Raw genomic sequence first — 14,074 nt, 5'->3', positions numbered from 1 at the left:
GGCGGTGCGCGAGGGCCAGCGAGTCCAGGATGCAGCGCGTGATCTGCGCGCGGGTGCGCGGCTCCGGCTGGCCGGTGGCGCGGCAGGCGGCGGCGATCCGGTCCGGCATGCCGCCCGGCGCGAGGAACGCGGGGTCACCCGCGTCGATGACGGAACGCAGCGAGTCGGCCCGTGCGGCCGCGTCGAGCAGTTCGGTCAAGTCCGTTTCGCCCCAGGCGCGTTGGCACTCCTGGAGCAGCCACAGGCCCATGATGTTGCGCAGGTAGCGGACCGTGCCGTCGATGCCGAGCTCGTTCGTGAAGTTCGCGGCCCGGCTCGCCTCCGTCAGGACGGGGGCGTCGAGTTCGAGGCCCGCGAGGGACCAGGTGCCCGTGCAGATGTACGCGAAGTTCCGCTCGGTCGCGGGGACGGCGGCGACGGCCGACGCGGTGTCGTGCGAGGTGACCGTCGTCACCGGCACGGGCCCGGTCAGACCCGTCTCGTCGAGGACGTGGGGGAGCAGCTCGCCGGCCCGGTCGCCGGGGCGGCGCAGCGCGGGGAACAGGTCCAGATCGATGCCGGCGCGCGCCGCCACGTCGTGCGCCCAGTCGCCCGTGCGCGGGTCGACCAGCTGGGTGGTGGAGGCGTTCGTCAGCTCGGTGCCCTGCTCTCCCGTGAGCCAGTACGTGAGGAGGTCCGGGATGAGCAACAGACGCCGGGCCGCCGTGAGTTGGGCGCTTTCGCGGGCGGCGGCGAGTTGGTACAGGGTGTTGAACGGTGCGTACTGGATGCCCGTTGCGGCGTACAGCTCGGCCGCGGGGAGCGCCGCCCACACCTTCTCGGCGACGTGCTCCGTGCGCCGGTCGCGGTAGTGGAACGGGTTGCCGAGCAGGGCGCCGTCCGCGTCCAGGAGGCCGTAGTCGACGGCCCAGCTGTCGATGCCGACCGAGCGGACCGCGCCCGCCTTGCGCAGGCCGTCCAGGATGCCGGCGTACAGGCCGAGGACGTCCCAGTGGAGGGCGGGGCCGGTGCGGACGGGCCTGTTCGCGAACCGGTGTGCTTCGCTGAGACGCAGGGTGTCCGGGGTGATCCGGGCCGTGATCACTCGGCCGCTCGAGGCGCCCAGGTCTATTGCGGCGTAGGGGGTTGTGGGCATGGGAATCGCCTTCGGGCCGTTGCTGGTTGCCGTGTGACCGGCTGCTGCTGGTGGTCGTGGGTCGCGCGCGCAGTTCCCCGCGCCTGCGCACGGGGTCGCCGGGTGGCCGGCGACCCCCTGGGAGTCTCAGCGCAGGAACGCCGCGGCGACCCCCGCGTCGACCGGTACGTGCAGGCCCGTCGTGTGCGTCAGCTCGCCGCCCGTCAGGGCGAACACGGCGTTGGCGACGTGTTCCGGCAGGACCTCGCGCTTGAGCAGGGTCCGCTGCGCGTAGAACTCGCCCAGCTTCTCCTCCTCGATGCCGTACGTCGCCGCGCGCTGCGCGCCCCAGCCGCCCGCGAAGATGCCGGAGCCGCGCACGACGCCGTCCGGATTGACGCCGTTGACACGGATGCCGTCGCCGCCCAACTCTGCTGCCAGCAGCCGGACTTGATGCGCCTGGTCGGCCTTGGTCGCGGAGTAGGCGACGTTGTTGGGGCCGGCGAACACCGCGTTCTTGGAGGCGATGTAGACGATGTCGCCACCCATGGCCTGGGCGCGCATCACCCGCGCCGCCTCCCGCGAGACGAGGAACGAGCCGCGGGCCATGATGTCGTGCTGGAGGTCCCAGTCCCTGGCCGTCGTCTCCAACAGCGGCTTGGAGATGGAGATACCGGCGTTGTTGACGACCAGGTCGACCCCGCCGAACGCGAGCGCCGCGGCCTTGAAGGCCTCGGTGATCTGCTCCTCCGACGTGACGTCCACCGTGACCGCCACGGCCTTGTCCCGGCCGCCCAGCTCCTCGGCGACCGCCGCCGCCCCGTCCGCGTTCAGGTCGGCGACGACCACGCAGGCGCCTTCCGCGGCGAGGCGGTGGGCGATGGCCTTGCCGATGCCGGACCCGGCGCCGGTGACGAGCGCCACCCGGGTGGCCAGCGGCTTGGGCTTCGGCATCCGCTGGAGCTTGGCCTCTTCGAGGGACCAGTACTCGATGCGGAACTTCTCGGACTCCTCGATGGGCGCGTACGTGGAGACGGCCTCGGCGCCGCGCATCACATTGATCGCGTTGACGTAGAACTCGCCCGCGACGCGCGCCGTCTGCTTGTCCTTGCCGAACGAGAACATGCCGACGCCGGGCACGAGCACGATCGCGGGGTCCGCGCCCCGCATCGCCGGGGAGTCGGGCGCCGCGTGCCGCGTGTAGTAGGCGGCGTACTCCTCGCGGTACGCGGCGTGCAGCTCCTTGAGCCGGGACACCGCCTCTTCCACCGGGGTCGACGGCGGCAGGTCGAGGACGAGCGGGCGCACCTTCGTGCGCAGGAAGTGGTCGGGGCAGGAGGTGCCGAGCGCCGCGAGCCGCGGGTGCTCGGCGCTCGCCAGGAAGTCGAGGACGGTGCCCGAGTCGTCGAAGTGAGCGACCTGCGGGCGGTCGGTGGACGCCAACCCCCGGATCACCGGGGCGAGTTCGGCCGCCCGCACCCGGCGCTCGGCGGCGCCGAGCGCCGCGTAGCCCTCGATGACCGGACCGAACGGCTCGGCCTTGCCGTGCTCGGCGAGGAACGTCTCGGCGGTGCGGATGATGAACAGCGAGTTCGCCTCGCACTCCTCGGCCGTGTCGCCCCACGCGGTGATGCCGTGCCCGCCGAGCACACAGCCGATCGCCTCGGGGTGGGCGGCCTTGAGGGCGGCGATGTCCAGGCCGAGCTGGAAACCGGGCCGCCGCCACGGCACCCAGGCCACCTTGTCGCCGAAGCACGCGGCGGTCAGCTTCTCGCCGTCGGCCGCGCAGGCCAGGGCGATCCCCGAGTCGGGGTGGAGGTGGTCGACGTGGGCGGCGTCCACCAGGCCGTGCATCGCGGTGTCGATGGACGGCGCGGCACCGCCCTTGCCGTGCAGGCAGTAGTCGAACGCCGCGACCATCTCGTCCTCGCGCTCGACGCCCGGGTACACCTCGGTGAGCGCCCGCAGGCGGTCCAGGCGCAGCACCGCGAGGCCGCCCTCGGTGAGGGTGCCGAGGTCGCCGCCGGACCCCTTCACCCACATCAGGTCGGTGTCCGCGCCGGTGACGGGATCGGTGGCGGTGCCCTTGGCGGACGTGTTGCCGCCCGCGTAGTTGGTGTTGCGGGGGTCGGAGCCGAGCCGGTTGGAGCGCGCGAGCAGCGCGGCGACCTCGGGGTGCGTAGCCATGCGGTGATCAGTCCTTCAAGGAGAGGCGTGCCAGGAGCGGGGCGGCGGTGCGGGGTGCGGTCTCACGCCCCCCAGCCGGCCTGCTCGCCGCCCACCCGCTCGGCCACGATCCGCTCCTGCCAGCCCGAGGCGTGGTAAGCGGCGACGGGGTCGGGGGCGAGGCCCTGCTCCTCGCGCAGTTCGCGCAGCAGCGGGCGCACGTCGGTGTTGAAGGCGTCCATGAGCGTCGCGTTGGCGGTGAGGACGTCGCCGTCGCGCTGTGCGGCGCTCAGCGCGTCGCGGTCCACCAGGAGCGCCTTGGCGGTGGCCTCCTGGACGTTCATCACCGACCGGATGACGGCGGGGATCTTCGCCTCGATGTTGTGGCACTGGTCGAGCATGAACGCCACGTTCGTCTCCGCGTCGAAGCCGCTGTTGCCCGCGACCTCGTGCAGGATGCGGAAGAGCTGGAAGGGGTCGGCGGAGCCCACCATCAGGTCGTCGTCCGCGTAGAAGCGGGAGTTGAAGTCGAAGCCGCCGAGCCTGCCCTCGCGCAGCAGCAGCGCGACGATGAACTCGATGTTGGTGCCCGGCGCGTGGTGCCCGGTGTCCACCACGACCTGGGCCCGCTCACCCAGTTTCAGGCACTGCAGGTACGAGGTGCCCCAGTCCGGCACGTCCGTCGTGTAGAAGGCCGGCTCGAACAGCTTGTACTCCAGGAGCAGGCGCTGGTCGTCACCGAGGCGCTCGTAGACCGCGGCGAGCGACTCCGCGAGACGGTCCTGGCGGGCCACGATGTCGTCCTGGCCGGGGTAGTTGGTGCCGTCGGCGAGCCACAGCTTGAGGTCCTTGGACCCGGTCGCGTCCATGATGTCGACGCACTCCAGAAGGTGACCGACGGCCTTGCGCCGCACCTTCGGGTCCGGGTGGCAGACGCTGCCGAGCTTGTAGTCGTCGTCCTGGAAGGTGTTGGAGTTGACGGTGCCGAGCTCGACGCCGCGCTCCTTCGCGTAGGCCGCGAGGGCCGCGTAGTCGTCGACGGTGTCCCACGGGATGTGCAGTGCCACCTTGGGCGCGATGCCGGTGAACTCGTGCACCTTCGCCGCGTCGTCGAGCTTCTCCTGCGGTGTGCGCGGCACACCGGCCTGGGCGAACACCTTGAAGCGGGTGCCGGAGTTGCCGTAGCCCCAGGACGGCGTCTCGATCCGCTGGTTGGTGAGTGCGGCCTTCACGGCAGCGATGTCGGGCATGTCCACCTCTGGGTGCGCGGGTCCGTGGGAAGGGAATCCGAATCGAGCACGCGCCGACGGAACGCCGGGCGTGAATCGATTCACTTCGCTGGGGAAGTTAACCCCGGGCGGTCCGGCCGTCAAGGGGTCCGGCACGGGCCCTGTGCGTTACGCAATTGTGCTGTTGCCGGACCGGGCGGTGTTCTCTGCGCTTTTTCCCTGCAGTTCACGAGAGAGCGGGGGTGTGCGAAGGGGGCGGTACGGCACCGGTTCGGTGGATCGGGTGCACTCCGGCCCCTTGACCTTCCCGCAGGGGCGGAGCTAGCTTCCGGGCAACTTCACTGAAACATTTCACGCCGGTGATCGACCCGGCGCCCTCAGTCAGTCACTCTCGTGCGCTCGGCACGGCCCACCCCGCACACTCACGGAGACATGCAATGACGCATCCTGAACCGGAGACCGCTCCGGTGCTCGCGCTGGAGGGGGTGAGCAAGTCCTTCGGTGCGGTGCGCGCCCTGCGTGGCGTCAGCCTGCGCCTGTACGCCGGAGAGGCGCACGCCCTCGCCGGGGAGAACGGCGCCGGCAAGTCGACCCTGATCAAGGCCCTGGCCGGGGTGCACCGGCCCGACACCGGAACGGTCCTGCTCGACGGCGCCCCGGTGGACTTCCACGGACCGGCCGACGCCCGCGACGCCGGTGTCGCCGTCATCTACCAGGAGCCCACGCTCTTCCCCGACCTGTCGATCGCGGAGAACATCTTCATGGGCCGTCAGCCGCGCCGCTCGCTCGGCCGCGTCGACCACCGCGCGGTCAAGGAGGCCACGGCCGATCTGTTCGCCCGGCTCGGCGTCGCGCTCGACCCGGACCAGCCGGCGCGCGGCCTGTCCATCGCCGACCAGCAGCTCGTCGAGATCGCCAAGGCCCTCTCCTTCGACGCCCGCGTCCTGATCATGGACGAGCCGACCGCCGCCCTCACCGGCAGCGAGGTGGCCCGCCTCTTCGGCGTCGTGCGCACGCTGCGCGAACAGGGCGCCGCCGTGCTGTTCATCTCGCACCGCCTGGAGGAGATCTTCGAGCTGTGCCAGCGCGTCACGACGCTGCGCGACGGTGCCTGGGTGGCCAGCGAACCCCTCGACGGCCTGACCGAGGACGACCTCGTGCGCCGCATGGTGGGCCGCGACCTCGACGAGCTCTACCCCAAGCAGGACACCCAGACCGGTGAAGTCGCCCTGAAGGTGAGCCGGTTGACCCGGGAGGGGATCTTCACCGACGTCTCCTTCGAGGTGCGGCGCGGCGAGATCGTCGGCCTCGCCGGGCTGGTGGGCGCCGGTCGCAGCGAGGTGGCCCGCGCCGTGTTCGGCGTCGACCGGTTCGACGGCGGCGAGGTCGAGGTGCTCGGCAACAGGCTCAAGCCCGGCGCCCCGAGCCTCGCCATGCACGCGGGCCTCGCGCTCGTCCCCGAGGACCGGCGCGCCCAGGGCCTCGTGATGGACATGTCCATCGAGCGCAACATCGGCCTCACCGGCTTCTCCGACACCAGCCGGGCCGGCCTGATGAACCGCAAGGCCGAGCGCAGCCGCTCCCTCGACTGGTCCGTCAAGCTCCAGGTGAAGTACGCGCGTCTCGCCGACGTCGTCGGCACCCTGTCCGGCGGCAACCAGCAAAAGGTCGTCCTCGCCAAGTGGCTCGCCACCGGGCCGCAGGTCCTCATCGTCGACGAGCCGACCCGCGGCATCGACGTCGGCACCAAGGCCGAGGTGCACCGCCTGCTGTCCTCGCTCGCCGCCGAGGGCGTCGCCGTCCTGATGATCTCCTCCGACCTGCCCGAGATCCTCGGCATGGCCGACCGGGTGCTCGTCATGCACGAAGGCCGCCTGACCGCCGAACTGACCCGAACCGAAGCGACCGAGGAGTCCGTCATGGCCGCAGCCACGGGGAGGGCCGCATGACCGTCACCGCTCCTCCGGTGCGGGAACACTCCGCACCGGAACCGACCGCGGGCAGGCGCCTGATCGACAAGGTCTTCAAGGCGCGCGAACTGGCCGTCGCCGGCGTGCTCGTCGTGATGCTGCTCGCCACGCAGGTCTCCAACTCGCAGTTCCTGTCCGAGCAGGGCGTCAAGGACCTCCTCCTCAACGCCACCATCCTGGTCCTCGTCGCCACCGGCCAGGCCGTCGTCGTCATCACCCGCAACGTCGACCTGTCCGTCGGCTCCGTGCTCGGCATCTCCGCCTTCGCCGCGGGCGACTACCTCCAGGGCGGCGGCAGTTCACTGATCGCCGTCCTCTACGCCGTCGCGATCGGCGCCCTGTTCGGCGTCCTGAACGGCGCGCTCGTCAGCCTCGGCAAGGTCCCCGCCCTCGTCGTCACGCTCGGCACCCTGTACGTGGTGCGCGGCCTGGACTCCATCTGGGTCGGCTCGCAGCAGATCGTCGCCGCCGACCTGCCGGACGGCTTCGTCGACTTCGGCCACGACGGCATCTGGATCGTGCCCTACCTGGCGCTCCTCGCCGTCGCCGTCCTGCTCTGCGTCGGCTACTACCTGCGCAGCTACCGCAGCGGCCGCGACATGTACGCGCTCGGCTCCAGTCCCGAGGCCGCCACCCTCGCGGGCGTGTCCGTACGCAAGCGCATCATGACCGCCTACGTGCTGTGCGGCGCCCTCGCCGGACTCGCGGGCGCCCTCTACCTCGCCCGTTTCGGCAACGTCGACTCCGCCACCGGCAACGGCTACGAACTCACCGTCGTCAGCGCCGTCGTGGTCGGCGGCGTCGCCTTCACCGGCGGCTCCGGCACCGTCTACGGCGCGGCCCTCGGCGCACTGCTGCTGACCTCCATCAACAGCGTCCTGCCCGCCATCGGCGTCAGCTCCGTCTGGGTCACCGCCATCAACGGCATCCTGCTGCTGCTCGCCATCGCCGTCGACCGGATCCTGGCCCTGCGGGTCGCCGCAGTGCTGCGCAAGCAGGCCGCACAGATGAGGAGCGCCCGCCATGCCTGACCGCCTCAAGGCCGAATACCTCAAGAGCGCCGTGCGCTGGGACACCGCGGTCGGCGCCCTGCTGATCGTGCTGCTGCTCTGCTCGTTCTCGTTCGTCGACAACTTCGGCAACGCGCTCAACATCTCGTTCCTGATCGGCAACACCCTGCCCATCGCCCTGATCGCGCTGCCGATGACGATGCTCGTCATCTCCGGCGAGGTCGACCTGTCGGTCGGCTCCACGGCCGGCCTGTCCGGGGCCGTCATGGGCGCCCTGTGGAACAACGGCACGGCCATCGAGACGATCATCCCGATCTGTCTCGTGCTCGGCGTCGTCTGCGGCCTCGTCAACGGGCTTCTCGTGACCCGCCTCGGCCTGCCCTCCCTCGCCGTCACCATCGGCACCATGGCCGCCTACCGGGGCATCGCCCAGATCGTGCTCGGCTCCGACTCGGTCACCGACTTCCCCTCGCAGTACCTGGACTTCGGCGCGGGCCGGTTCGGCGACACGTTCCTGCCGTACGCGGCGCTGCCGTTCGTCGTGCTCCTGGCCCTCGCGATCGTCGTGCTGCACGCCACCCGCCTCGGCCGCTCGCTGTTCGCGATCGGCGCCAGTGAGGAGGCCGCCCGCTTCTCCGGCGTCCGCGTCAAGCGGCTCAAGCTGTCCATGTTCGTGACGACCGGCGTGCTCTCCGCGCTCACCGGCGTGTTCTGGGCCCTGCACTACGCCAGCGCCCGCTACGACAACGCCACCGGCCTCGAACTGTCCGTCATCGCCGCGGTGCTGCTCGGCGGCATCGACTTCGACGGCGGCCGGGGCACGCTCGGCGGCGCGATCGCGGGCGTCTTCCTGCTCGGCTCGCTGCAGAACGTGATGAGCCTGCTGAACGTCTCCGCCCAGTCCCAGATCGTCGTCACCGGCGTCCTCCTGGTGATCTCCGTGCTCGCCCCGCGCGTCGGCCGCCAGGTCGCCCAGACGAGGGCCCGTCGCAGGACGGCCGAGACGGCGGCGCCACCGCCGACGCCCGTCGCCTCCTGAAACCGCGACGCCCTTCAGTCACCTTCTGTCCCCGCACGATTCCGCACAGCCCACCACCGAAGGAACTGCCATGTCCCGGACCGCCACCGCCAGAACCCGTCGACTCTCCGCGGCCCTCGCCGTCACCACCGCCCTCGTCCTCGGCGTCACCGCGTGCGGCGGCACCACGAAGGACGACGCCGACAAGGACGCGGCCAAGTCCAACGCCGCCGGCAAGGCCGACCCGAACGCGGCCACCAAGAAGGGCCTCACGGTCGCCTTCCTGCCCAAGCAGGTCAACAACCCGTACTTCACCACCTCCGACAACGGTGGCAAGAAGGCGGTCCAGGAGCTCGGTTCGACGTACAAGGAGGTCGGCACCAGCAGCGGCACCGACACCTCCGGCCAGGTCTCCTACGTCAACACCCTCACCCAGCAGCAGGCCGACGCCATCGCCGTGTCCGCGCAGGACCCGGGCGCCCTGTGCACCGCGCTGAAGCAGGCCATGAAGAACGGCGTCAGCGTCGTCACGTACGACTCCGACACCAAGGCCGACTGCCGCAACGTCTTCGTCTCGCAGGCCAGCGCCGAGGACCTCGGCCGCACCCAGGTGCAGCAGATGGCCAAGCAGATCGGCAACAAGGGCGAGATAGCGATCCTCTCGGCGGCCCAGACGGCCACCAACCAGAACACGTGGATCGACTACATGAAGGACGAGCTGAAGAAGCCCGAGTACAAGGACATCAAGCTCGTCACGACCGCCTACGGCGACGACGACGCCCAGAAGTCGTTCCAGCAGACCCAGGGCCTCCTCCAGGAGCACCCGAAGCTGAAGGGGATCATCTCTCCGACCACCGTCGGCATCAAGGCCGCCGCCCAGTACCTGTCGGGTTCCAAGTACAAGGGCAAGGTCAAGCTGACCGGCCTCGGCACCCCGAACGACATGCGGGCCTACGTCAAGAACGGCACCGTCGACGCGTTCGAGCTGTGGGACCCGGCCCAGCTGGGCGCCCTCGCCGCGCACACCGCCGTCGCCCTGGAGTCGGGCCAGATCACCGGCAAGGAGGGCGAGAAGTTCAAGGCCGGTGACATGGGCGAGTTCACCATCGAGAAGGACGGCGTCGTCACCCTCGGCAAGCCGACCGTCTTCGACGAGAAGAACATCGACCAGTTCAAATTCTGATCCTGAGCCCCGAGCCACCCGGAGGATGTTGATGCAGCGCGTCTGTTTCCTGCTGAGAGTCAGGGCCGACCGGATCGACGAGTACCGCGTACGCCACGAGGACGTGTGGCAGGAGATGCGGGAGGCGCTGACCGCCGCCGGGTGGCACAACTACTCGCTGTTCCTGCGCGAGGACGGCCTGCTCGTCGGCTACCTGGAGACGGAGGACTTCGAGGCGGCGCGCGCCGCCATGGACGCCACCGACGTCAACGCCCGCTGGCAGGCCGACATGGCGGGCTTCTTCGAGGAGCTGGACGGGCAGGGCCCGGACGCCGCCATGGTCCCGCTCACCGAGGTCTTCCACCTTGCGTGAGCGGGCGACGGTCGGCATCAAGGACGTGGCGCGCGTGGCCGGGGTCTCGGTGGGCACCGTCTCGAACGTGCTCAACCAGCCCCACCGCGTCTCCGAGCCGACCCGGCGCCACGTCCAGCAGGTCATCGCCCGGCTCGGCTACGTCCGCAGCGAGTACGCCCGCCAGTTGCGCGCCGGGCACAGCCGCATCATGGCGCTGCTCGTCCTCGACATGGGCAACCCGTTCTTCGTGGACGTCGCGCGCGGCGCCGAGCGTGCCGCGCGCGACACCGGGCTCGGCGTCATGGTCTGCAACAGTGCGCAGAGCCCCGCGGAGGAGGCCGAGTACCTCTCGCTCTTCGCCGAGCAGCGGGTGCGCGGCGCCCTGATCACCCCGGCGGACCCGAGCGGCGCGACCCTGCGCGACTTCCGCCGCCACGGCATCCCGTACGTGGTCGTGGACCGGGTCGCCGGCGACGAGGAGGGGTGCTCGGTCTCCGTCGACGACGTGGCAGGCGGCGCCCTGGCGGTCCGCCACCTCGTCACCGGCGGACACCGCTCCCTCGCCTTCGTCAGCGGCCCGGGGCACCTCAAACAGGTCCAGGACCGCAGGGAGGGCGCCCGCAAGGCCCTCGCCGAGGCGGGCCTTGCCGAGGACCTCCTGCGCGAACTGCCCACCGACCGGCTCGACGTGGCGGCGGGCCGCGACGCCGGCGCCCGCCTGCTGGGCCTGTCGCAGCGCCCCACGGCGGTCTTCTGCGCCAACGACCTGCTCGCCCTCGGCGTCCTGCAGGCCCTGTACGCGGCCGGGGTGCGCGTCCCCGAGGACATGTCGATCGTCGGCTACGACGACATCGAGTTCGCCGCGGCGGCCACCGTCCCGCTCACCTCGGTCCGCCAGCCCGCCCTCACCCTGGGCACCATCGCGGCGCAGCTGCTGCTCCAGGAGACGGGGGAGCGGGCGGCCGAGCACCGCCACCAACACGTCGTCCTGCGGCCGGAGTTGGTGGTGCGGGGGTCGAGCCGGGCGCGGGGGTGACACCGCGCGCGAAGGCCGTGAAGGAGGGGCCGGACGCCGTCCGGCCCCTCCTTCACGCGTCACGTCAGCGGACCGTACTGGTCACCCGGTACCGCCCGGGCGCCAGCCGGTACGTGGCCTGCCCGTCCGAGAAGCCGACGTAGCGGACCCCGTCCACCGAGGCGAGCGGCGTGCGCCCCTCCCGTACGGCGGACGCCGAGACGGCCGGAAGGCTCAGCGTGGCCTCGCTGTTGGCGGGCACGACCGCCTCGTAGGTCAGCGTCCCGTCCTTGGCCAGGGACCACTCGCTCGTGATCTCGCCGTACGGAGACTGGTGACGGCCCGTCACGTGCGTGATGCCGCCGGTCGGGTCCAGGTGCGGCTGGAGCCGGAAGCGCTGGAACCCCGGGTGGTCGGGGTCGCGGGCGATGCCCGCCATGTACGCGTACATCCACTCCATGATCGCGCCGTACGAGTAGTGGTTGAAGGAGTTCATCTCCACCGGCCCGAACCCGTCCTCCTTCGAGTACGAGTTCCAGCGCTCCCACACCGTCGTCGCGCCGTTGTCGACCGAATACAGCCACGACGGCATGGCGTTCTGGTGCAGCAGCTTGTAGGCGAGGTCGGCGCGGCCCTCGTCGGTCAGGACCGGGGCGAGGACGTTCACGCCGAGGAAGCCGACGGACAGCGTGTTCTCGGCGTACTGGACGCGGGCGCTGTCGGGGTGGGCGGCCTTGTACGCCGCGTCGTTGCCGATGTTGTCCGCCAACAGGCCGACCAGCGACCGCCGTTGGGCCTGCGTGTCGTAGAAGCCGAGCTTGAGGACCCACAGCAGGGCGGACTGGCTGTTGTCCTCGGGGTCGCCGCCCATCGACGGCTTGCCGCCGAGGCTCGACCTCACGGTGATCTTGTCGCCGTCCACCTCGACGTACTTCGCGAGGAAGGCCTTGCGGATGTTGGCGAGCAGACCGTCGTACGCCGTGGCCTCTCCGGTGCGGCCGGTGGCCCGCGCCATCTGCCCCATCAGGCGCACGCTGTACGCGTAGTAGACGTCGCTCATCAGCTGGGTGCCGGTGTTCTGGAACGCGAGCCAGTCGGCGAAGATCGCGCCCTGTCCCGCGTACGTGTCCCCGCCCTTCTGCTTGATCCAGTCGATGTAGCGGGTCATCGCCTCCCAGCTGCCGTCGATGACCGTGGTGTCGCCGCTCATCTGCCACACCGTCCACGGCACGATGACGCCGCAGTCCGCCCAACCGCTGCACGGGGACGCCGCGTTGTACCGGTTGCCGGGCGCCACCGCGGTGAACTGGGCGCCGTCCACGCCGTAGATCTTCTGCGACTCGTTCAGGATGTCCGCGAAGTGGCTGAGGAACGGCACGGCGTCCGTGTTGTACAGGCCGGTGTTCGAGAAGACCTGGGTGTCGCCGGTCCAGCCGAGCCGCTCGTCGCGCTGCGGGCAGTCGGTCGGTACCCACAGGTAGTTGCCGCGCTGTCCCCACCGCACGTTGCTGATGAGCTGGTTGACCTTGTCGTCGTCCGTGCTGACGTCGCCGATGTCGCGGATCGAGGACGTGCCGACCTTGCCGGTCAGACCGGAGACGGTGACCTCGGCGTCCGGGGTCGTCACCTCCACCGCGACGTAGCGGAAGCCGTAGAAGGTGAGCGAGTCCTGGTGGGTCTCGCCGTCCTTGGCGCCCTTGAGGACGTACGTGCTCGTGGCCTTGGCGCTGCGCAGGTTGGCGCGGTAGAGGGAGCCCACCGGGCCGTCCGCGCCCTTGCTGTCGTCGTTGAGCATCTCGCCGAACGTCACGACGACTTGGGCGCCCGCGGGGCCGCGCAACGTGTAGCGGGGGACACCGACCATGTTCTGGCCGAGGTCGAAGACGGCCGTGTCGCCGGCGCGCAGGGTCACCGGTCCCGGTGCCTTCGCGGTCGAGCGGGCCGGGTCGGGCACGATGCGGCCCTTGCCGTTGGCGCTGGACGACGCGCCGGTGACCGTGTCGTAGACCGTGAGCGACTGCGGGCGCCGGTCCCACTTCGCCATCAGCCGGGCCGAGGTGCCCGGGTAGGCGGTGAGCTTGGCGTCGGGGAACTTCGCGGCGTAGCCGACCTGTTCGACGTCCGCCCACCCCTTGGTGTCGAAGCCGTTCGCGCTCCATCCGTCGAGTTCCTGGCGGGCGTCGTACGTCTGGCCGTCGTAGATGTCGTCGGCGCGGTAGGGACCCGTGTCGGTGGCCCGCCAGCCTTCACCCGGCTTCGTCACGACGCTCCGCGTGCTGCCGTCGGCGTAGCGGATCAGCAGCTTGGCCTTGAGCGCGAGGGGATTGCCGTCCTGGGAGTAGTACGTGCTGCCCTCGGAGACGCGGGCGTTGTACCAGCCGTTGCCGAGGACGGCGGCGAGCGTCACCGAGGAGCCGCCCGCGACCATGTCCGTGACGTCGTACGTGAAGTAGTTCACGGTCATGTCGTAGTTGGTCCAGCCCGGCGTGAGCAGTTCGGGCGTGCGGCCGCCGTCCTGCGGGACGGTGACCCGCTCCCCGTTCACGTACGCCTCGTAGACGCCGAGCGCCGTCACGTACAGGCGGGCCTCGCTGACGCGGCCCTTGCCCAGCGGGGCCTCGCGGCGGAGGAGCGGCGCACCCGCCGAGTTCGGGGCCTTGCCCTTCATGCCGATCCACTGCGCGCCGTCCCAGCCGGCGACGCCGTCGGTGCTCAGCAGGCCCGTCTCGAACGACGCGGCGGCCGCGGTGCCGAGCGGCCGGCCCTTGGTGTCCCAGGCCGCGACCGTCCAGAAGTACCGTGTGGAGGGCCGCAGTCGAGGCCCGTCGTACAGCACGGCGACGGAGTCGGCGCAGGAGGTGCGGCCGCTGTCCCACACGTCGGTCCGGCCCGGCGCGAGCCGTCCCGGCGTGGACGCGACGAGGATCCGGTACGCGCCCTGGGCGAGGCCGCGCCGCTGCGAGCCGAGGCGCCAGCCGAACCGGGGGCGCGCGGCGTCCACCCCCAGCGGCCGGTCGAGGTGCTCGACGGTCAGG

The 14,074-nt window shown here is 71.0% G+C and carries 10 protein-coding genes; 6 read left to right on the top strand and 4 right to left on the bottom strand.

The window, feature by feature from the left end; genetic code table 11:
* The 3 genes from G3I40_RS40550 to rhaI form a co-directional block, all read right to left on the bottom strand.
* Nucleotides 1–1,135 (bottom strand): rhamnulokinase family protein (locus G3I40_RS40550; RefSeq protein ID WP_164559824.1); only part of this gene is annotated, 1,135 nt, incomplete at its 3' end.
* A 126-nt stretch (nt 1,136–1,261) separates the two neighbouring features.
* Nucleotides 1,262–3,301, bottom strand: coding sequence for a bifunctional aldolase/short-chain dehydrogenase (locus G3I40_RS40545; RefSeq protein WP_164559823.1), 2,040 nt, complete (start codon nt 3,299–3,301; stop codon nt 1,262–1,264).
* Between the two features lie 62 nt (nt 3,302–3,363).
* On the bottom strand, nt 3,364–4,530 hold the full coding sequence (gene rhaI, locus G3I40_RS40540; RefSeq protein ID WP_164559822.1) for an L-rhamnose isomerase: 1,167 nt from the start codon (nt 4,528–4,530) through the stop codon (nt 3,364–3,366).
* Nucleotides 4,531–4,946: 416 nt separating this feature from the next.
* Here rhaI and G3I40_RS40535 point away from each other — a divergent pair, with 416 nt between their 5' ends.
* The 6 genes from G3I40_RS40535 to G3I40_RS40510 all read left to right on the top strand — a co-directional run bounded on the left by G3I40_RS40535 (nt 4,947) and on the right by G3I40_RS40510 (nt 11,060).
* Entirely contained in the window at nt 4,947–6,458 is a 1,512-nt protein-coding gene (locus G3I40_RS40535; protein WP_164559821.1) for a sugar ABC transporter ATP-binding protein, read from the top strand.
* A complete protein-coding gene (locus G3I40_RS40530) occupies nt 6,455–7,510 on the top strand; it encodes an ABC transporter permease (RefSeq protein WP_164559820.1) in 1,056 nt (351 codons plus the stop codon). The genes G3I40_RS40535 and G3I40_RS40530 overlap by 4 nt, the downstream gene beginning before the upstream one ends.
* Nucleotides 7,503–8,528 (top strand): ABC transporter permease, encoded by a 1,026-nt coding sequence (locus G3I40_RS40525; RefSeq protein WP_164559819.1) that lies wholly within the window; start codon nt 7,503–7,505, stop codon nt 8,526–8,528. The genes G3I40_RS40530 and G3I40_RS40525 overlap by 8 nt, the downstream gene beginning before the upstream one ends.
* Nucleotides 8,529–8,598: 70 nt before the next feature.
* Complete coding sequence (gene rhaS / locus G3I40_RS40520) at nt 8,599–9,690, top strand: rhamnose ABC transporter substrate-binding protein (RefSeq protein ID WP_164559818.1); 1,092 nt, start codon at nt 8,599–8,601, stop codon at nt 9,688–9,690.
* Nucleotides 9,691–9,721: 31 nt separating this feature from the next.
* Nucleotides 9,722–10,042, top strand: a complete 321-nt coding sequence (locus G3I40_RS40515) for an L-rhamnose mutarotase (RefSeq protein WP_164559817.1) — start codon at nt 9,722–9,724, stop codon at nt 10,040–10,042.
* Nucleotides 10,035–11,060, top strand: coding sequence for a LacI family DNA-binding transcriptional regulator (locus G3I40_RS40510; protein WP_164559816.1), 1,026 nt, complete (start codon nt 10,035–10,037; stop codon nt 11,058–11,060). The genes G3I40_RS40515 and G3I40_RS40510 overlap by 8 nt, the downstream gene beginning before the upstream one ends.
* Nucleotides 11,061–11,124: 64 nt before the next feature.
* Here G3I40_RS40510 and G3I40_RS40505 read toward each other — a convergent pair whose 3' ends face one another.
* Nucleotides 11,125–14,073: an alpha-L-rhamnosidase gene (locus G3I40_RS40505; protein ID WP_239092232.1), complete on the bottom strand. Its 2,949-nt coding sequence runs from the start codon at nt 14,071–14,073 to the stop codon at nt 11,125–11,127.
* Between the last annotated feature and the right edge of the window lies 1 nt (nt 14,074).

The organism is Streptomyces sp. SID14478 (assembly GCF_010548525.1).
GTDB lineage: Bacteria > Actinomycetota > Actinomycetes > Streptomycetales > Streptomycetaceae > Streptomyces.
This window is presented reverse-complemented; position numbering and strand designations above follow the sequence as displayed.